The 19,194-nt window shown below is 64.9% G+C and carries 19 protein-coding genes; 13 read left to right on the top strand and 6 right to left on the bottom strand.

Features of this window, described 5'->3' with window-relative positions; all coding sequences use genetic code 11:
- Positions 1 to 1,136 (bottom strand): hypothetical protein (locus JO236_RS11570; RefSeq protein ID WP_293329680.1); only part of this gene is annotated, 1,136 nt, incomplete at its 3' end.
- Between the two features lie 228 nt (positions 1,137 to 1,364).
- Here JO236_RS11570 and JO236_RS11565 point away from each other — a divergent pair.
- From JO236_RS11565 to JO236_RS11555, 3 genes are all read left to right on the top strand, one after another.
- Complete coding sequence (locus JO236_RS11565) at positions 1,365 to 1,931, top strand: TetR/AcrR family transcriptional regulator (RefSeq protein WP_293329678.1); 567 nt, start codon at positions 1,365 to 1,367, stop codon at positions 1,929 to 1,931.
- Positions 1,932 to 2,041: 110 nt separating this feature from the next.
- A complete protein-coding gene (locus tag JO236_RS11560) occupies positions 2,042 to 3,091 on the top strand; it encodes a phosphotransferase family protein (protein ID WP_293329676.1) in 1,050 nt (349 codons plus the stop codon).
- Between the two features lie 115 nt (positions 3,092 to 3,206).
- A complete protein-coding gene (locus tag JO236_RS11555) occupies positions 3,207 to 4,439 on the top strand; it encodes a cytochrome P450 (RefSeq protein ID WP_293329674.1) in 1,233 nt (410 codons plus the stop codon).
- Positions 4,440 to 4,444: 5 nt separating this feature from the next.
- Here JO236_RS11555 and JO236_RS11550 read toward each other — a convergent pair whose 3' ends face one another.
- Both JO236_RS11550 and JO236_RS11545 read right to left on the bottom strand, forming a co-directional pair.
- Positions 4,445 to 5,368, bottom strand: a complete 924-nt coding sequence (locus JO236_RS11550) for a TIGR03619 family F420-dependent LLM class oxidoreductase (protein ID WP_293329672.1) — start codon at positions 5,366 to 5,368, stop codon at positions 4,445 to 4,447.
- A 4-nt stretch (positions 5,369 to 5,372) separates the two neighbouring features.
- The gene (locus tag JO236_RS11545) at positions 5,373 to 5,831 is read right to left on the bottom strand and encodes a nuclear transport factor 2 family protein (protein ID WP_293329670.1); all 459 of its coding nucleotides are present in this window, start codon (positions 5,829 to 5,831) and stop codon (positions 5,373 to 5,375) included.
- Positions 5,832 to 6,142: 311 nt separating this feature from the next.
- On the opposite strand from JO236_RS11545, the gene JO236_RS11540 reads away from it, so the two are divergent.
- Entirely contained in the window at positions 6,143 to 7,576 is a 1,434-nt protein-coding gene (locus JO236_RS11540) for an adenylate/guanylate cyclase domain-containing protein (protein WP_293329668.1), read from the top strand.
- A 24-nt stretch (positions 7,577 to 7,600) separates the two neighbouring features.
- Here JO236_RS11540 and JO236_RS11535 read toward each other — a convergent pair whose 3' ends face one another.
- Positions 7,601 to 8,839, bottom strand: a complete 1,239-nt coding sequence (locus JO236_RS11535; protein ID WP_293329666.1) for a cytochrome P450 — start codon at positions 8,837 to 8,839, stop codon at positions 7,601 to 7,603.
- 194 nt (positions 8,840 to 9,033) lie between these two features.
- Here JO236_RS11535 and JO236_RS11530 point away from each other — a divergent pair, with 194 nt between their 5' ends.
- The 3 genes from JO236_RS11530 to JO236_RS11520 all read left to right on the top strand — a co-directional run bounded on the left by JO236_RS11530 (position 9,034) and on the right by JO236_RS11520 (position 10,563).
- A complete protein-coding gene (locus JO236_RS11530; protein ID WP_293329664.1) occupies positions 9,034 to 9,603 on the top strand; it encodes a TetR/AcrR family transcriptional regulator in 570 nt (189 codons plus the stop codon).
- An 84-nt stretch (positions 9,604 to 9,687) separates the two neighbouring features.
- Positions 9,688 to 10,077: a limonene-1,2-epoxide hydrolase family protein gene (locus tag JO236_RS11525; protein ID WP_293329662.1), complete on the top strand. Its 390-nt coding sequence runs from the start codon at positions 9,688 to 9,690 to the stop codon at positions 10,075 to 10,077.
- Positions 10,078 to 10,086: 9 nt separating this feature from the next.
- Complete coding sequence (locus tag JO236_RS11520) at positions 10,087 to 10,563, top strand: VOC family protein (RefSeq protein ID WP_293329660.1); 477 nt, start codon at positions 10,087 to 10,089, stop codon at positions 10,561 to 10,563.
- A 24-nt stretch (positions 10,564 to 10,587) separates the two neighbouring features.
- Here JO236_RS11520 and JO236_RS11515 read toward each other — a convergent pair whose 3' ends face one another.
- Positions 10,588 to 11,397, bottom strand: coding sequence for a crotonase/enoyl-CoA hydratase family protein (locus JO236_RS11515; protein ID WP_293329658.1), 810 nt, complete (start codon positions 11,395 to 11,397; stop codon positions 10,588 to 10,590).
- Between the two features lie 94 nt (positions 11,398 to 11,491).
- Here JO236_RS11515 and JO236_RS22520 point away from each other — a divergent pair, with 94 nt between their 5' ends.
- Both JO236_RS22520 and JO236_RS11510 read left to right on the top strand, forming a co-directional pair.
- Positions 11,492 to 11,641 (top strand): hypothetical protein, encoded by a 150-nt coding sequence (locus tag JO236_RS22520; RefSeq protein WP_416362224.1) that lies wholly within the window; start codon positions 11,492 to 11,494, stop codon positions 11,639 to 11,641.
- Positions 11,642 to 11,676: 35 nt separating this feature from the next.
- Entirely contained in the window at positions 11,677 to 13,113 is a 1,437-nt protein-coding gene (locus JO236_RS11510) for a flavin-containing monooxygenase (protein WP_293329656.1), read from the top strand.
- Between the two features lie 36 nt (positions 13,114 to 13,149).
- Here JO236_RS11510 and JO236_RS11505 read toward each other — a convergent pair whose 3' ends face one another.
- Positions 13,150 to 14,604, bottom strand: coding sequence for an aldehyde dehydrogenase family protein (locus JO236_RS11505; RefSeq protein WP_293329654.1), 1,455 nt, complete (start codon positions 14,602 to 14,604; stop codon positions 13,150 to 13,152).
- A gap of 134 nt (positions 14,605 to 14,738) precedes the next feature.
- Between JO236_RS11505 and JO236_RS11500 the strand changes: the two genes are divergently transcribed.
- From JO236_RS11500 to JO236_RS11485, 4 genes are all read left to right on the top strand, one after another.
- On the top strand, positions 14,739 to 15,716 hold the full coding sequence (locus tag JO236_RS11500) for a LacI family DNA-binding transcriptional regulator (protein ID WP_293329692.1): 978 nt from the start codon (positions 14,739 to 14,741) through the stop codon (positions 15,714 to 15,716).
- Between the two features lie 162 nt (positions 15,717 to 15,878).
- A complete protein-coding gene (locus JO236_RS11495; protein WP_293329652.1) occupies positions 15,879 to 16,478 on the top strand; it encodes a TetR/AcrR family transcriptional regulator in 600 nt (199 codons plus the stop codon).
- Positions 16,475 to 17,542, top strand: a complete 1,068-nt coding sequence (locus JO236_RS11490; protein ID WP_293329650.1) for a DUF1214 domain-containing protein — start codon at positions 16,475 to 16,477, stop codon at positions 17,540 to 17,542. Before JO236_RS11495 ends, JO236_RS11490 begins: the two co-directional genes overlap by 4 nt.
- On the top strand, positions 17,539 to 18,843 hold the full coding sequence (locus tag JO236_RS11485) for a sulfotransferase family protein (protein WP_293329648.1): 1,305 nt from the start codon (positions 17,539 to 17,541) through the stop codon (positions 18,841 to 18,843). Before JO236_RS11490 ends, JO236_RS11485 begins: the two co-directional genes overlap by 4 nt.
- The last annotated feature ends 351 nt before the right edge of the window (positions 18,844 to 19,194 follow it).

The following is a 19,194-nucleotide window of genomic DNA, read 5'->3' as shown; positions in this document are numbered from 1 at the left end:
GCCCCGAGCGCGAACGTCTCCATGTTGCCGACGCCGCTCCCACCGCCCACCGGATCATCCACCCGCACAAGCAGATCCCGCAACTGGTGTACCTTGCGGGCGGTCGCCGGGTCATCGCAGTTGGTGACGTGGTTGCCTTCCACCCGCAGCTCCCCGACCCACTCCCCGTACACCCAGTCGTTCCAGCCGTAATAGCCGGCCGTGCCGAGGTGAAAGCCACCGTCGCCGGCAGCCGAAATGCTTAGCGGACGCTTGGTTCCGTCCGCCTCGATCAGCGTGATCGTTCCTTGGGTGAAGCGCCGGTTGTCGTCACGGAAGCGCAGGTCCTGCTCGACCGCGGCGAATCGGTATGAACCGCCGCCTTCTTCCTGCTGTTCGGCTTGCGAGCGGATTGATTCGAAGCCCTGTCCCCGTTCGTGCTGCAGGAAGACGAACAGCGAGTACTTCGACCCGTCGGACCGGGCCATGCTCATCGGCAGCCACGTCATGTACATCTGCCGGATCTTGCTGCCGCCACGCGGCAGACCCGGAATGGGCTTTCCAACACCGGGGCGCAGACCCCAGGAATGGTCGCGGATGGATATCCACTCGTTGGGGTTAACATCGAAGCGCTCGCCGTGCAGCTGGACCCAACCCGACGCGACGCCAATCTGGTGGTAGCGCAACACGTTATGCGTCACCCGGTAGCCATCGGGGCTGCGGTCGGGCCACGAATCTTCCAGGGCGGCGCCGAACGAGCCGCGCAGCACGACATCGAAGGCGATCGGCTCGTGTTCGTTCTCGTCCAGGCTCACCCGGACGGCGCGCAGCGGTTCGACGACGCTGTAGCGGATCGGTCCGACGTCGGTGCCCGCCGAGTCGGACGACAGGCGACGGCCCGCGCGCACCGTCCACTGCTCGGTGCCGCGGCACACGCCGGCCGCCCCGTCGAAAACTCCGCGGTTCGTGTACTTACCCACGCCCAGCACAATCTGCAGGGAATTGTCTCGCGCGTGTGCCGTCGTCCAGATCTTCTCCGTCCACGACGGGTCCGACTGGCTCACCGTCGCGAAGGTGTCGACGATCTGGTGGGTAAGGAGCTCGTCCTCGGGCACCAGGCCCCCGTAGTTGGTGGACAGCAACGTTTCACCCTCCACTTGTTGCCCTCGAGTTGACCGGCTGCCACATGAACGGCACGGTCGCGCCGAATCCAGCACAGCTGCTACCTCCGTGGGCGGTGACCCGTCCGCGCCGCGTGAACGGACGGCGTCGGCGCACGGCAGGAGTAACATTCACACACCCATGCGTCACGTCGATTCACCGAGATTCCGGGCACCAGGCATGGGTCAGTGTGACATTTGTGCTCATCTATGTAAAGGTTAGGAATGTCAACCCGGGTGCCCCCCAACGCTGAGCGATCGACTCGTCGACGCATCCTTGCCGCAACGTTTGTCGTGTTGGCCCGCAGTGGGCGCAAGAAACTGATGCTCTCGGAAGTCGCCGCGGAGGCCGGTTTATCACGGCCGACGCTGTACCGCTATTTTCCGTCCAAAGAGGCATTGCTCGAAGCGTTCGGACTCTACGAGCAGGACAACTTCGATGCCGGTATCGCCGCCGCGGTCGCCGGCCTGCGCGGTCACGAACGGCTCGACGCCGCGCTGCAGTTCATCGTCGACTTCCAGCACGCCTACTCGCTGGGTTCGCTGTCCGACGTCGAGCCCGAGCACGTGCTGGGTCAGATGCGTCGGGTCATGCCGCTGTTGCACGATCGGATCGCGCGCATCATTCCCGGCGATCATGCTGACATCGCAGCAGCGACGGTGGTACGCGTCGCGGTGTGTCATTACCTGATCGGGGACGACAACCGGGACCGGTTTTTGGCCGAGCTGCGCTACGCGGCCGGGCTCGAACCGGTGCGCGGCCGGGCGGCCCGGCCCGCGGTCAGCGCCTAAGCCGGCCCCTTGCAAAGCGCACTCCTCGTGATGCCGCACTTTACATACTCGGGGCGTAGCGTAACTCGTGACGTACTTTACATCGAGTCCTTGGTATGTAAATGTTGGCTATGGCCGGCCTGACCCTTGCCCAGCGCGACCTGGTGGTGACCCGACAACAATTGGACCGGTGGTTCGCCGACAAATTCGGCCCGTCGGTCGCGCTGACAAACTTGGCCGTGGCCAACACGTCGGGTGGCTTCTCGAGCGAGAGTCTGCTCGCGTCCGTCACCGACGCCGAAGGCCTTCGTGAGTATGCGGTACGGATCCCGCCGGCGGGCGGCGGGATCTTCGCCGACTACGACCTCGAGGGGCAGGCCCGTACCCAGGAGCTGGTGCGCGGCTACGGCGTGGCAACCCCGAGCCCGCAGATCTACGAACCCGACCCCACCTGGATCGGCTCGAAGTTTCTTGTGATGCCACGGATTCCGGGGCACATTCCCGGCGACATGGCCTACGCCAGAAAAGGATGGTTGCACGACGCCTCCGCCGAGATTCAGCGCCGTACGCAGGACTCGTTTCTGGCGACTCTGGCTGCGCTGCACCATGTTCCACCGAGCGACGCGCCGTGGCTGCGACGGCCGACCGGGGTCGGCAACGAGGCCGAGGTCACCTGGTGGTGGGAGTACGTCAACTGGGGCACAGACAACCAAGTCCCAGACCTGATCCGAGACGCCTTCGACTGGCTGGGCCGCAACCTGCCCGCGGAACCTCCTGAGCCCAGCGTCTGCTGGGGCGATGCGCGGATATCCAACGCGGTCTTCAACGATTCGGGCGACATCGTCGGTGTGCTGGACTGGGAACAGGCCTGCCTGTGTCCCGCGGAGGCCGATTTCGGGTGGTGGCTGGCCACTCGGCGGCAGATGTGCGCAGTGTTCGGCATCGCGGCCGACCCCGAGTTGCCCGGATTCGACACGCGGGACCGGATCATCGGCCGCTACCAGGACATGCTCGGACGACGCCTCAGCGACCTGGCCTGGTACGAGCAATTCGCGGCGGTCCGAATCGGCTGCTGCACGCTGCGCATCCAGGTGCTGCTGCGGGCCATCGGTCAGCCCGATCACTTCCTCACTCGCGCACCGGTTTTGCCAGCCTGGACCATCGAGACGATCCGTGCGTGACGGGGCGGACCGCGGCCCGTCGGTCACGATAATCGGCGCCGGTTTCGCCGGTATCGCCGCTGCGGTCTCATTCGCGGCAGACGCTGCATGGCCGCCGTTTCGATAGGAGGAGAACATGACTCAATCAGTTATTGACCTCACGAATCCCTCGGTGTGGGCGGCCGGCTTCTCCGACGAGTTGTTCGCGCAACTCCGTCGCACCACCCCCGTCTACCACCAGAAACCAACCCCCGCCGTCACCGACCAGCTGGGCCGTGAATTCTGGGTCTGCACCAAACACGACGAGGTCAGCCAGGTGCACCGCGATCACGAAACCTTCACGGCCACGGATGGTCCCTTGATTCAACGGACGGACCTGTTCGCCGCTTACCCCGCGATCGTCAACCTCGATCCTCCCGACCACACCAAGCGACGAAAAATCATCGCCGGCGCCTTTAACCGGCGAGCGGTGGCCAAACTGGAGGAGGGCATCCGCGACCGTGCTCATCAAATGGCGGCCGCGTTACTCGGCAATGGCGGTGGCGAGTTCGTGGATCTCGCTGCGGGCCTGCCGATCTCGGTGATTGGCGACATCGTCGGCATTCCCGAGGACGACCGCCCCCGCGTCTTCGCGTTGATCGCCGACGTTCTCAGGCTCGCCGGCGCCGGGATCTCGATGCCGCAGCGCAACGACATGCTTCCCTTCCTTACCTTGTTCCAATACGCCAGCGAGCTGACCGCGCAGAAGCGCGCGAATCCGGTGGACGATATCTGGAGTGCGTTGTGCACCACCGAGATCGAAGACGAATCCGGCGAGAGATTTCTGCTGCCCAACAACGAGCTCGAGATCTTCTTCTTCATCCTGGGCCTCGCCGGAAGCGACACTACCCGCAACGCACTATGCGACGGCATCCGTGCATTCGTCGCCAACCCCGACCAGATTGCGCGCTATCGCAGCCAGCCCGATCTGCGTGTGCACGCCGTCGAAGAAGTTCTGCGCTACTCGACCCCGATCATGTTCTGGGTTCGCGGTGCCACCCGCGAGGTCGAACTCGGCGACACCCGAATCCCTAAGGGCGCACGAGTGGTGACCATGCTCCGTTCCGCCAACCGTGACGAGGATGTGTTCGACGGTCCGTTCGACTTCGACATCGGCCGTGAGTCCAACCCGCACGTAGCCTTCGGCGGTGGAGGAGCCCACCACTGTTTGGGCGCGATGCTGGCACGAGCGGAGATCCGGGCCGCGCTGGACGAGTTGCTGCTCAACACCCGCGACATCGAAACCGGTGAACCGCGCATCCAGCACCCGAACATGGCATCCAACATGACGGTGTACGAATCGCTCCCGATTACGTTGCGGCCCAGCTGACCGCATCAACCCCCGACGGCGTCGCGCACCGCGTCGACAACTGCGGAGACGACGCGTTCTCGGTTCTCGGCAGGAAGCGGCCACTGCGTCACTCGCAGATCGGTCACCCCGGCCTGGGCCTGCGACACCGCTGCGGTCGCGACGGCGGCCAGGTCGGGCCGGCCGTCCGAGCCAGCTTTGACCCGCAGCGCGCCGGTGATGCCGAATCCATCCGGGTCGCCGCCGGCATGCTCGACGGCAGCACGCATCCGCTCAATGCCCGCGGCGATATCCCGGGCATCGGAACCCCAAGGGATCCAGTATTTTCCGAAACGCGCGAGCCGACGAGCAACCGCGCGGTTGACCGTGCCGCTCACCCAGATCGGCACTCCGCCGGCCTGAACGGGTTTCGGCATTTGGTGGATCCGGTCGAAACTCAGTCCGGTCCCTGTGTAGCTCACCTCGTTCTCCTGCCAGAGCCGCTGACACACCTCGAGCGTCTGGTCCAGAATGGCACCGCGGCGGTCGAAGTCGACTCCGGCGGCGTCGTACTCCTCACGCTGCCAGCCGACGCCCACGCCGAGATCGATACGACCGCCCGACAAGACATCCATGGTGGCAACGGTTTTCGCGAGGACCGCGGCCGGACGCAACGGGGCCAGCAGGATGTTGGTGCCCAACCGGATCCGTTCGGTCCGCGCCGCGAGATACGTCAGGACCGTGAGCGGCTCCAACCAGTGCCCATCGGGGCCGGTGGGCTGGCGACCGCCTTCGGTGCCTCCTGTCTTGGGATTTGCGTAAGCCTCCATGTTCAAGCCGAACGCGATGTGCTCGGACACCAAGACGCGGTCGAATCCGGAGTGTTCCAGCAGTTGCGTCCAGTCGGTGAGATGGTCCCAGCTCACCGGGGCCTCAGCCGAAAACGAGGGGATTCCCATTGATAGCTGCATCAAGTTACTCCGTGGTTCGCACAATCGAGACCGTACGGTCTTCTGTAGCGTCGACAACGAGGATACGGTGCTCGATCAGCCACCGGCCGGCGGTGTTTCGTGAGTAGTGGTCGAGGTAGCGGATGTGCATGACGTGGTTGTGGCCGGGGCCCGTCTCGCTACTACCGAAATGGTTTGCGGTGCAATAGACTTCACCGGTGGCGGTGTCGCCCTTAATCACATAGAGGCCCTGGCCCAGCAGATGAACCGTGCGGGGCCACCGGCCGACAATGGCGATGATTCGCTCGAGTTCGCGGTGACCCGTCATCATGGCCGGTTCGCGTCCCGGTCGCTCCACGAGCATGGTGGCATCAGGTGCAAAGACCGCAAGGAGCGCCGCGCGGTCTCGATGATCGACTGCGGCCGCGTACCTACGGGAGAGGGCTTCGAGCTCGGGACAGGGAACGGCTGACGAGATATCCATTAGCTTTCCACGGCGGCCGGAGACAGATCCGTAGACAATACCGCCAATACCGCCAGCGTCGATCGCGGCACCAGTCTGGAAGCGACTGGATATGTTCCGTCTGGCTTCGGCCCCGGTGTGTTAGCCGATGTTACGGTTTTCAAGCCGACACGAAAGTTGTTCATGACCCTTGCCTCAACTGCGCGCCCGATTGCGGCCGAGAGCAGCCCGTTGGCCGCGGCGACCGCGTACTCGAGCACGTTGCCATGACGATGTTCCGCCAACGTGGCCGACGGCAGTATCCATTGAAGCGAAATAGCAGAGCACTAATGGTGTCGGGCGCGGTTGTACCGACAGTCCTCGGGTCGGTGGTGATCGCCGTGATGACGTTTTGGGCACTGCCGACCGGCGCCGCTTTGAGCGAGCATCACGTATTGGTGCTGAACATCGTTGCCGCCATGATCTATTCGGCAATCGCGGTGCCCGCCGGTGTCATCTGGGGTTACTTCTGGTTGACATTCCCCGCCGGGGCGGACGAAGACTCCGGCCGGCACACCCTGCTGACAGCGCCCAATCGGATGGCATTCATTCACGGCACCGTGTGGATGGCTGCGACATTCCTGCTCGTGCTCATCAATGTCCGTAGCCCCTGGCTGGCAACGACATTGGGCGTCAACACCGTGTTGGGCGCAACGGTGACGACGGCGGTGTCGTACTGGTTGTGCACCCGCGCGCTGCGGCCCGCGGTGGCGGAGTTACTGACTAAGGACCCGCCTACCCGACCACGCCGGCCGGGGTTACGGATGCGTGGGGTCAGCGCGTGGATGGTGGGAACCGCGGTTCCGCTGCTGGGGCTGATGTTGGTCGCCGCGAGCGCGCTCGTAGTTGACTATCCGGGCCACCGCCTGGCCGTAGTGGTGCTGGGGCTCGGTGCCTGCGCCCTCGCCAGCGGGCTGGCGGTCGCAGCATTCACCGCAGCCACCACCGCGGATCCCATCGATGAGGTCAGGCGCGGCATGCGACAAGTCCAACGCGGCGTCTTCGACGTGTCGGTGCCGGTCTTTGACGCCTCAGAACTCGGCCTGCTGCAATCCGGCTTCAACGTGATGGCCCGCGGACTTCGGGAACGCGAACGACTCCGCGATTTGTTCGGCCGACACGTCGGTCGCGACGTGGCCCGCCTCGCCGAACAACTGGCCTCCCGCGACGACGTGCGGATCGAGATGGGCGGGGTGAATTGCGAGGTAGCCGTCCTCTTCATCGACCTGGTGGGCTCCACCCGACTGGCCACCACCCTCGACCCGGGTGAATTGGTCACCATGCTCAACGAATTCTTCACAGAGGTTGTCGGCGTGGTCGAGCGAAATCACGGCATGATCAACAAGTTCGAGGGCGACGCCGTGCTGGCGATCTTCGGCGCCCCGATCCCAGACCCGGATGGCGCGGACCACGCGTTGGCGACGGCGCGCGAGCTGCACCTGCGGTTCAACCGTTCGGACATCAAGGTTGGCATCGGTGTGTCGGCCGGCGCCGCCGTCGCAGGCAATATCGGCGACCCCAGCCGCTACGAATACACCGTGATCGGCGACCCGGTCAACGAGGCGGCGCGGCTCACTGAAGTCGCCAAGCTGTCGGGCGGTGTCGCAGCATCGGGTGTCGCTCTGAGCCGGGCGGATGAATCGGAGTCGCAAAAGTGGCGCGTCGTCGACTCTAAAGTCCTTCGGGGCAGAGACAATTCGACCGACATCGCGGTGCCGGTGACGTGAACTCTGAGCGCACCCGGGCCGAGCTCAGCACCGCTGCGGGCGGTGCCGACCATCGGCGGTCAACTGCAGTCGGCTCAGCCGGCGAACCAGGATGCTGGGCAGCCACTCGCCAACGTCGGTCGCCTCGATCCACGTGGTGCGGTTCAGCAGCATGTGCAACACGATCTGCGCCTCCAGTCGCGCGAGCGCGGCGCCGACGCAGAAGTGCACGCCCTTGCCGAACGTGACGTGACCTTTGGCGCCGCTGCGGTCGAGACGGAATTCGTTCGGCGCCTCGAATTGCGCGGGATCACGATTGGCCGCTCCCCACATCAACAGCAGGTGGGAATCGGCGGGCACCTGCACCCCGTCCAGCGTCGTATCACGCCAGACGTGCCGGTAGTGGCCCCGGAAGGGCGGCTCGTAGCGCAGCGCCTCTTCGATGAATGCGTTGAGCGTCTCGGGGCTGTCTCGCACCCGCTGCTGGACATCGGGGCGCTCGGCGAGAATCCACGCGGCGCTGCCCAACAGCGACGCCGTGGATTCACCGGCGGCGCTGAACAGCGTGAGCATTATGCCCATTGCCGCCACCTGGTCCACCTCGCCGCGGGCATAGCGTGCTGCCATGTCCGAAATCAGGCCAGATTCCGCCGAGGCGCTTGCCCTTTCAAAATGTCCCATGACGTAAGTCGAAAGTTCGAACGCCGCAACTCCAGCCGCCTCGAGCTGCGCCTGTGTCACCACGCCGTCCAGCAGCGTGGTGGTTGCGAAGCCCAGCCGAATGAGGTCGTCGACATCGGCATCGGGCAGGCCGAGCAGCTTGGCGACCACCATCATGGGCAGCCGATTCGCCATCGCGCTCATCCACTCGATCTGACCGTCTCGCAGATTCTCATTCCACAACCGATCCGCGGTGTGTGATGCGAACTCCTCGATGATCCGGACGCGCTTGGCCGACAGATGCGGCAGCAGAATCTTGCGGTGGAGCGCGTGGACCGGATCGTCGGCGGTGGCCAGCACGTTGCTGGGGCTTCCGGGCTCAAACAACTCGAATGGCGTGACGGTTCCATCCTCGTGATAGACCATGGTCGCGGTGAGGTTGGAGGAAAAGTCATCGACCCGGTTCACCGCTTCGACCACCGCGTCCCAGCCGCACACGGCGTAGAACGCCGAATCACCAATGCGGTGCACCGGGGTTTCCGCACGCATGCGCTCGTAGAGCGGATACGGATCCTGCAAAGCCTCGGCACCGAAGAAATGGATCGGATCAGCCAAGACCGTCATGGCTTTCAGGCTGCGTGCCGTCTCGGGCAGCGTCAATACTCGGCAACCAGGTTGATAAGCCACCGACCGCACCGTCGACGTGCCCGAAATCGCTTGCGGGGCATGACCAGCGCGTTAATCTGAGAAAGATCGCGCAAAGTTCTCATCTTGCGAGAAATATTTCGCCAGATTGCAGCCCGAAGGAGCGCAGTCGGATGCCTCAAGACGATTGGCTATTGGGGCGTGATCGCCGCAGCGAAGCAGCCGAACGGATCTATGCCGCGGCCGCCGACCTCATCTACCGTGCGGGGTACGAGGCATTCACGATCGACGCCCTGGCCGCTAAGGTCCATTGCTCGCCCGCGACGATCTACCGCCATGCCGGCGGCAAGGCAGCCATCCGAGATGCGGTCGTTTCTCTGCAAGCGACGCGAATCCTCGACACGGTGCGTGACGCGATCCAGGATCTCAGCGGCACCGACCGAGTGGTCACCGCGACCATCGTGGCCCTGCAACGCATGAATGCGGATCCGCTAATTGCGCTCATGCGGTCGATCCAGTTGGCGCCGGGCAGCGAATGGCTCACCACCTCGCCCGCGGTTACGGCCTTTGCCGCCGAGATGCTCGGTGAGGACAACCCCGACCCGCTTGCCACGCAGTGGCTCATCCGCGTCTTCCTGGCCCTGTGGTGCTGGCCGTTGAAGGACGCCGCTGCCGAACGCGCCATCGTGGAACGCTTCCTCGGGTCGTCCTATCGCATCCAACCGCCTCGCGGAAAGCGTTGAGTCCCCGCAAATGTCGTCTGCGAGACGCACACGATTGCCGACAGGTACTTGTTTGGCCCCGACGACCGGTAAATGATTGAGCCCATGACAGACAGCGCGATCCAAACCGACCCCGAAGTCGTGGTGAAGGAATTTTGCAAACTGTGGCTGACGGCCGACATAGATGCCATCGTTGAGTCCTTCACCGAAGACGGCATCTATCACAACATCCCGATGCCCGTCTTGACCGGCCGCGCGGAGATCCGTGACTTCATCGCCGGGTTCCTTGCCGCGTTTGACGGTGTCGACTTCGTGATCCACCGCCAAGTCAGCCGCGGCGCCGTGGTCATGAACGAGCGGACCGACGTGCTCCGCAAGAAGGACGGCGGCGAGGTACCACTGCCGGTGATGGGTGTCTTCGAGGTCCACGACGGCAAGATCGCCGCGTGGCGTGACTACTTCGACATGGGCACCGTAACCGCCGCGTTCGGCTAGTGTGCGGCCATGGATGAGCCCAAAGGTGTTGAGGTAGAGAGTTTCTCACATGTGTGCGTAGGTGTCTCCGACATGGACGCCGCCCTGGTTTTTTACACCCGCGTCCTGGGCATGGACGTCGTCTTCGACGTCAGCCTCCAAGGCGACGGCCTGGACAGTGTCACCGGTAGCAGCGGGGCGCAGGGCAGGATGGTCGGCGGCCTGATCGGCGGCACCATGGTCGAACTGCTCGATCTCGGCACCCTTCCCGCCAGCCCGCGAGGGCCGCACCTGGGTTACACCAATATCTCCTTTCGCGTCCGCGACCTCGACGACACCTATCAACGGCTCACTGCGCACGCGGACCTCACCTGTACCACGCCGACATCCATCGCGGGGGTGCGGATGCTGTTCGTCAATGACCCCGACGGCACACCCATCGAGTTCATCGAACTGCCCGGGGGAGCCAGCAGCACCGTCGAGATGTGGCGGCCTCCGACGCACTGACCGCGGCGGCGCCGGCCCACGGCATCAGGCGCCGGTGAAGTTCGGGGTTCTTTTCTCCAGAAAGGCGCGCGGTCCTTCCTTGGCGTCGGCCGAAGCCATCACGGCCATCCCGAGTTCCTGCTCCCGCGGATAGGCTTCGGCCTCGGTCTTCTCCAGGTTCTCGATCACCGAGGCCTTGATGTTGCGGACGGCCAGTGGGCCGTTCGCGGCCAGCTGCCCCGCGATCTCACGAGCCCGACCCAGCGCCCCTCCTGGGGGAGTGACGTGTCCGACCAAACCGATCTCGTAGGCACGGCGTCCGGTGATTGGATCACCGACGATGAGCATATCCATGGCCACGGTGTAGGGAATTTGACGCGGCAAGCGAATCGTGGAGGCGCTCATCGGGAACAATCCACGCTTTACCTCGCTGACCGCCAACTGAGCGTCCTCGGCGGCCACCCGGATGTCGAATGCCTGCAAGATCTCCATCCCGCCGGCGTAGCAGTAGCCCTCGACCGCGGCGACGATCGGCTTCTTGACGTAGTGGTCCTTGAGAAAACCTTTGTAGATCAACGAGAAGTCCGCCATGACGCGTTCCTCGAACTCGTCCTGAGGCGGCTTTCCGGCCATCAGCGCTCCCACCAGACGATCCAAATCAGCACCGGCGGAGAAGTTTCCACCCGTGCCCGTCATGATCGCGACGCGCAGGTCCGGATCGGAGTCCAGCAGATCCCACGCGTCTGCGAGCCGGCACAGGACCTCTGCGTTGAACGCGTTGCGCTTGTCCGGACGATTGAGGGTGATGGTCAAAACGTGCTGGTCACGCTCGAGAAGTACCGCTGGTTCTGTCACGAACTGGGTCTAGCACGAGAGCTATTTCGGCGCAATAGCATTAGCGGCCGCAGGCTCGGTGGACGTGGCTGGGCTTGGTCCTGTTCCCGCGCAGATGCAGGGAACCGGTCTTTTTTCTCCGAAGCCGAGCGGGTTGGCCCCTAACCTGACGCTGCTGCGTGGAATATCGTTCGAACAGGAAAACATTCGCTGGGGTGAGCAGGCGCTCACGATCGTCGGACGCCGTGTGCCTGTTGGCCCGTGAGGGGGTGTGGAGTGGGCCGGCATGAGCGACCACGCGTGGCGATCATCGGTGCGGGACTCGCGGGGATCACCGCGCTGCATGTGTTCATCGAACGCGGCTTCTCCGAGGTGACCGTCCTCGAAAAGGGATCCGACGTCGGTGGCGTCTGGCACTGGAATCGGTACCCGGGCCTGACCTGCGACGTGCCGTCTCAGATTTACCAGTTCGCTTTCGCCCCGAAGCCCGACTGGTCACACATCTGGGCCGACGGCGGTGACATCCAGCGGTATCACCGTGACGTGGTGGATTCGCTCGGTCTCACCGATCGCATCCGGCTGAACACCGAAATCGTTGCGGCGCAATGGTGTGCGGACTCCGCCAGTTGGACGCTTCTCACGGGCGCAGGGGAGGAGATCGAGGCCGACGTCGTCGTCTGTGCCACCGGCGTGCTGCACCACCCAGCCATACCGGACATCCCCGGCCTCGACGACTTCGTCGGCCCGGTGGTTCACACCGCGCGCTGGGACGACGAGATTACCACGGACGGAAAACGAGTCGCCGTCATCGGGACCGGCTCGACGGGCGTACAGATCGTCTCGGCCCTGCAACCGCACGCATCATCGATCGCGCACTACGTCCGTTCCGCGCAATGGATCGTGTGGGCCCCAATGTCGTTGCGCCAGAGCGTGATTTTCGGGGCTGCACTGAAACGCTTTCCGGCCGCCCATGATCGGCTGTATCGAATGCTGCTATGGGGATCGGGCATCCTGGTCGACATCACCACTCGCCCGACATGGCGTCGGCGCGCTTTCCAGGCCTATGCCCGTTTGTGTCTGCGCCTGCAGGTGCGTGACCGCGCGCTGCGGGCCCGATTGACCCCCGATTACCAACCGCTGTGCAAGCGCCAGGTTGTGTCCGGAAACTACTACCGCGCAATCCAATCCAACAACGCGGAGCTGGTGACCGACCGGATTCTCGAAGTCACGTCCACCGGAATCCGGTCGGCCGACGGGCGCCACCGGCCGGCCGATATCATCGTGCTGGCAACGGGATTCGAAGCACACAACTACATGCGGCCGATGGAGGTCACTGGCCGCGACGACCTGACGATCGACAAAGCCTGGGCCGGTGGCCCAAGGGCATACCGGATGACGGCCATCCCCGGATTCCCCAACCTGTTCACCGTCCTTGGACCGAATTCCCCCACCGCATCCATCTCGCTGCAGTATTCGGCAGAACGGACCGCCCACTACATCGCCCGGTTCCTGGAGCTGCTGCGCGACGGGACGGCGACGTCGATCGAGGTGACGGAGGAAGCGACCGACGACTTCAACGCGGCCGTGGCGGCGGCCATGACACCGACCGTCTGGAACACCGGGTGCAACTCCTGGTACCGCACCGAAAACAACACCATCGACTTATGGCCATTCGACCGTGCGACATTGCGGGCCATGCTGGCCGAGCCGGAACTCGCGCACTTCCACCTCCGGTAGGAGCGGGGCCGGCGATTCGGCCGCGTGGCGCGCTGACTACATCTGCGCCCAAACGATTTTCGTCTGCAGGTAGGTTTCCAGGCCCGCTTTGCCGGACTCGTACCCCCAACCGGATTGCTTGTAACCCCCGAAAGGCATGGAGTGATCGAACTGCATCTGGCAGTTCAGCCCCACGGTTCCGGCCTTGAGCCGCTTGGCAATCCGGTGGGCGCGGCCGAGGTCTTTGGTCCACGCCGTGGCGGCCAAACCGTAGGTGCTGTCGTTGGCCAAGGCGACCGCTTCGTCCTCGTCGTCGAACGGGATGACCGCGACGACGGGCCCAAAGATCTCCTCCTGGAACAGCCTGCTGGTGGAGGCGACGTTGGTCAGCACGGTCGGGTGCACGAAGTACCCCTTGCGGTCCAGCCGGTGCCCGCCGGTGACGATGTCGACGCCGTCGGACTTGCCCTGGTCGAGGTAGCCCAGCACCCGGGTGAGCTGCTTCTGGCTGATCAGCGGGCCGATCAAGCTGCCCTCGTCCTTGGGGCCGCCTTGCGGCAGACCGTTCGCGACGTTCGCCAGTTGCTCCACGAATTGCTCGTAGACACCGCGCTGGACGAAGATGCGCGATCCGCACACACATGCCTGGCCAGAGTGGATGAAAGTGCCGAACGCCGCCATCGGGACGGCCTTCGACAGGTCGGCGTCATCGAAGACCACCACCGGCGACTTCCCGCCGAGCTCCAGCGTGACCTTCTTCAGGTTGCTTTCACCCGCCGCGTGCACGATCGCCCTGCCGACTTCGGTTGATCCGGTGAAGGCGACCTTTTCGACGTCGGGGTGTGCGGTGATCGCGGCACCGGCGGTGTGGCCGTAGCCCAGCAGCAGGTTCGCCACCCCCTCTGGCACCCCCGCCTCGTGCAGGATGTTGTCCAGGACCAACGCCGACAACGGGGTCTCCTCGGCCGGTTTGACGACGCTGCTACACCCTGCCGCGAGCGAAGGGGCGAGCTTGGCACAGAAATTGAAAACCGGTCCGTTCCACGGAAAGATCAGCCCCACCACACCGTACGGTTCTTTGAGGGTGTAAGCGTGCTGATGCGAGTCGATGCCCGTCAGACCGCCGGTGTGCACGTCGGCCGCGATGCCCTCGATCTTGGTGCACCAGCCGGCGTAGTACCGGAAAAACTCCGAACCGACGGTGACGGTGCCCTGCGCCTGCAGCGGGGTCATGCCGGCGTTGAGCGACTCGAGCTCGGCCAGCAGCTCGGCGTTCTGGTCGATCAACTCACCGACCCGCCACAGAATCTTGGCCCGCTCGCTGGGCGGCTTGTCCCGCCACACGCCCGACTCGAAGGACGCCTTCGCGCGCGCGACAGCGTCGTCGACGGCTTCCGGGCCGCAATCCCTGAACTCGGTGATCTGCTCTTCGGTAGCGGGATCGAAGATTTTGATCGACTCACCCGTACCGGCTCGTTCGCGGATCTCGTCCAGCACAGACTGCACCGTCATAGCTATCCTTCTCGCTTCTCATCGGATTGTGTTCAGCGTGGATCTCAGTTCCACGAACCCCTCGCGTCGGCCAAGTTACGCGCGTAACTTGTGGATGTCCAGTGCCAGAAGGGTGCAACGAGGTGGGAACCGGCTTGAGCGCGAGCAAGACTCCACGAGCCACCAAGGCCGACGTGGCCCGGCTGGCCGGCGTGTCGACCGCGACGGTGAGCTATGTCCTGAACAACGCCACCGGTCGGCAAATATCGGCGCCGACGCAGGCCGCTGTGCGCCGTGCCGCCGAGGAACTCGGCTACCGCCCCAACCTGGCCGCCCGCAACCTTGCCCGCGGCGGCAGCGGGGTCATCCTGTACGTGGTCCCGCGGGTGGCGGTCGGGGAGATGCCGCTGAAAGCCGGCAGCCGAATGACCACGGCGCTGGCGCGGCGGGGCATCATCCAGATTCAAGTCTTCGAAACCGACAGCGACAAACACATCGTGGATGCGGTGGCCGATTTGAACCCCATCGCCGTGAGCAGTCTCTTCCCGTTGAGCGACCCTGTGCGAGAGGCGGTAAAGGCGGCGGGCATCCCGCTCATCGAGATCGGCACGTTGCCCGCGCTGGGCGAACCGCATCTGTCCGTCGGCGAGCTACGGGTGGAACACCTCGTTTCCCGCGGACACCGCCAACTGGCTTTTGCCTACGCCGCGATCCCGCGCTGGCGCCCGCTGGGTGACTTCTGGTTCGAGGGGGTCGAGCGCGCCGCCGTCGCTCGAGGCCTGCCGCCGCTGCAGGTGGCAGAGGTGACCGCCGACAACATCGTGCGGGTCGTGACCGAATGGCTCGACCGTCGCGTCACCGCCGTGTGCGCGCAGAGCGACGAGATCGCGTTCGTCATCCTGCACGGCATCCGCGAAGCCGGGCTGTCCTGCCCGCACGACCTCGCCGTGATCGGCGTCGACGCGACCTCCACCAGCGAAGTGAGCGCGCCACCGCTGACCACCGTCGAGTTCAACACCGAGGCCGTGGCCGACGTGGCGGTCGCCGGCGTGCTCGCCGAACTGGGTCATCCGGACGAAGCGGCATCGCCACCGGGCCAGATATTCCGGCTCATCGAGCGGTCCTCGACCTGACCCGCTGAGCACGTTCAGTAAGGATCGGCGGTTCGCCGAGATTGCCGTCATGGCTGTGCTCGGGGCCGTTTCACGACCCACACGGCAATCTCGACGCATGACCCGAACTGCGCTTGGGGTGACCGTTGACAAATTTACGTTACGCAGTGTAACGCTATTTACATGCCCGCGCCCACCCCTGCCCGCGGTCGCCCTCGCGACCCGCGCACGCAACGCGACATCATGCGTGCGACGCGGCGGCTGCTGGCCCGCGACAGCTATGAGCAGGTGACCATCGACGCGATCGCCCGCGAGGCCGGTGTCAGCCGGCCCACCGTGTACCGGCGTTGGCCGTCCAAGGCGCACGTGGTCTTCGAGGCGGCCTTCGGCCAGCCGCCGGACGCCGCGCTGATCGAGAACTCCGGGGACTTCGAGACCGACCTGGTGGTGTTCGTCCGCGGTGTATTGCAATTTTGGCGCGAGCCGGTCGTCGAAGCCGCCGCGCTGGGCATCCTCGCGGACCGCAAACGCGACCGCGAACTACACATCCGCACCCAGCAACTGCTCGACGAACGGACCCGCACCGAATTCGGAACCCTGATGCGCAGCGGTGTCGCCCAAGGGCTGGTGCGCGCGGACGTGGACGTCGACATGCTCTACCACCTGCTGATCGGCACCGCCTTCTACCTCACGCAGGTGCAGCACAGCGATTTGGCCGATCCCGCGGAACGCTTGTGCTCCTTGGTGATTCAGGGAGCCGGAAACGAAAGTGAGAACAGATGACAACCGACGTGTCCGAGGCGTTTAACGGCCTGCTCGACGAGGTGCGCGCCGTCGAGCAGAAGATGCTCGCGGCCGATCCCCCGCTGGACGGGCCCGACATCCTCGACGGCTACCGCCTGCCGTTCAGCCTCCTTCGAGTGGCGGTCGAAACCTACGTCTGGGGTGATAAGGACAACCCGATCCTGGTCGACGTCATCGGCCCCTACCTCAAATGGGGCGGCGACAATTCGGATGCGTTCTACCAGGTCGCACCGCTCGACCCGAACCGCACCTACCGCGTCAGCGGAAACCGCGGTGATGCCGTCTACATGTCGATGACCGTCTACGGCGGTCCCGACGACGGCAGTTACAGCAACCGCATCGTCGGGACCATTAACGACCGCAATCTCGAGTTCGACGACGACGGCAACTTCGAATTCACCCTCAGCCCCGATCCACAGCCCGGGACGTGGCTCAAACTCGACCCCGATGCCGTCCATGCGTTGACCCGCGACTATCTGGCCGAACCGGTCACCGGCCGGCGCACGCAATGGAAGATCGAGGCGGTTGATCCTCCAGCGCGCAAGCACGACAGCCCCGCGGACCTGACCCGGCGACTCCGCGCGGCGCGCACCTGGCTGCGCGAGCAGATGTCGTTCCTGCCCACCCGAATCGACCCGCCCAACCAGATCGCCGAACCCTTCCCGGTCCCGCAGCACGCCTACGGGTGGTCGGCGGCCGACGCCGCGTACGCCATGGGGTCCTACGACCTGGCACCGGGTCAGGCGCTGGTCATCGACGGCACCTCACCGGAGTGCGTGTTCTGGAACCTGTGCCTGTGGAACCCGTTCCTGCACACCTACGACTACACCTACGAGCGCGTCACCATCAACGGCGCGCACGTCACCTACGAGCCCGACGGCTCGTGGCGCATCGTGATCAGCGACCAGGACCCCGGTCACCCCAACTGGGTGTCCACGGCGGGCCGCGCGCGCGGACTGATCTGGTTGCGCTGGTTCCTTCCCGACAAGACGCCGACGCAACCGATATGCCGGGTCGTCGACGTCGCCGAGTTAGTGAGATGACCGACCGGCCCGCCGACATCCGGCTGACCGACCTGGCGGACCCCGTCTATCCGCCTGCGGCGCAACCGATCCGGGACGGCTTCGCCGCCTACGGCGCGACGCTGCGGCTACAACCGGAGGACATGATCGCCGCGGCCGAGCAGCGCACCGGCCTGAGTGACTGGGGTGATCCCGGGTTTCGGGAACGGCTGGACGTGCTGTGCGATTCGCTGCGTGACGAGGCGGGTCTGTCCGACACCGGCGTCGCGGTGGCCTACGAGCAGGTGGTCCAGAACCTGGTCAATCGGCTGCGGTTGGAGGCGCTGGCCGCCGCGCACCCCGAGATCGAGGACATCGCCGTCGAACGTCCGATCGTCATCTGCGGGTTGCCACGCACGGGGACCACGCACCTGCACAACATGCTGGCCGCCGATCCGGCGCTGCGCCACCTGCCGTACTGGGAGAGCCTGGAACCGTTTCCCGCGCCCGAGGAGCCAGACCCCCAGCCGCGCCGCGACCGATGTGCGATGGGCCTCGATCTGACGAATGCGTCAATGCCGGAGTTCAAGCGCATGCACGACATGACGGTCGAGCACGCGCACGAAGAGATCCAGCTGTTGGCTAACGATATCTCCGGAATGCTGTTCGAAACCGTCTATCACATACCGAGTTTCGCTGCCTACTATAAGGCGCACGACCAGACGCCCAGCTACGCCTACCTCAAGCGCACGCTGCGCGCGATGCAGTGGCTGCGCGGCGGCACGCGCTGGGTACTGAAGTCGCCGCAGCACCTCGAGCAGTTCCCCATCCTGCTGGCCACTTTCCCGGACGCGACTTTCGTTGTGACGCATCGGGATCCGGTGGAGGTGACGTTGTCGATGGCCACGATGATCAGCTACGCGTCGCGGATGGCCGCCGCAAGGCCCGATCCGGCGAAGACTGCGCAGTACTGGCTGTCCCGGGCCGAAGATCTGCTCAACGGCTGTCTTCGCGACCGCGACCTGCTGCCGCCCGGTCAGTCGATCGACGTCCGTTTCGACGACTTCATGACCGACGAGGAGGGCACCATCGCGCGGATCTACGATCTGGCCGGGCAACCGCTCGACGACCCCGCGCGCCAGGCCATGGCGAAGTTCCGTGTCGAGCACCCCCGCGGCCGCCACGGCGGCGTCCTATACAACGCCGACGACTTGGGACTCGACCGTAACGAGATTGCCGACCGGCTCGGTGCCTACCGGAAGCGCTTCGTTGACCGTGACGGCCGGGCTGTGTCTACTCGGGTTGGTTCGTGCCCTGAAAACGACGGCGGTGCCACAACATAACTCGCGACCCTTTGTCATCGGGATGCTCGGAGGTAGGGGTTCGTGCACACCGTGGGCGGCCACGTCGGCCAAACTGTCACACGCCTCTGCAGCGGCGACACCCGATGTGCCCGGCTGTGAGCGACAGTTTTGGCGACGCCGTGCCGCGAATGAAGTCGCGCAGAGCCGGGCACGGCGGGTGTCCGTGTGACAGAGGCCTCTGTAGCGGATGCGGCCGGAGGTAGCGATATGCGGGCGTGAGGTGCCCTGCGAGCACGACACCCGCCGAGGACTCCGGCAGGTGCGGGCGGGGGTGGCACCAAACCCTATTGAGTTCTGTTGCGCGACAACGTTCGCACAACCTTCGGCGAG

Source organism: Mycobacterium sp. (genome assembly GCF_019247635.1).
In the GTDB taxonomy this organism is placed as follows: Bacteria; Actinomycetota; Actinomycetes; order Mycobacteriales; family Mycobacteriaceae; genus Mycobacterium.
The sequence above is the reverse complement of the archived record's forward strand: the minus strand, read 5'-3'. Positions and strand labels throughout refer to the sequence as shown.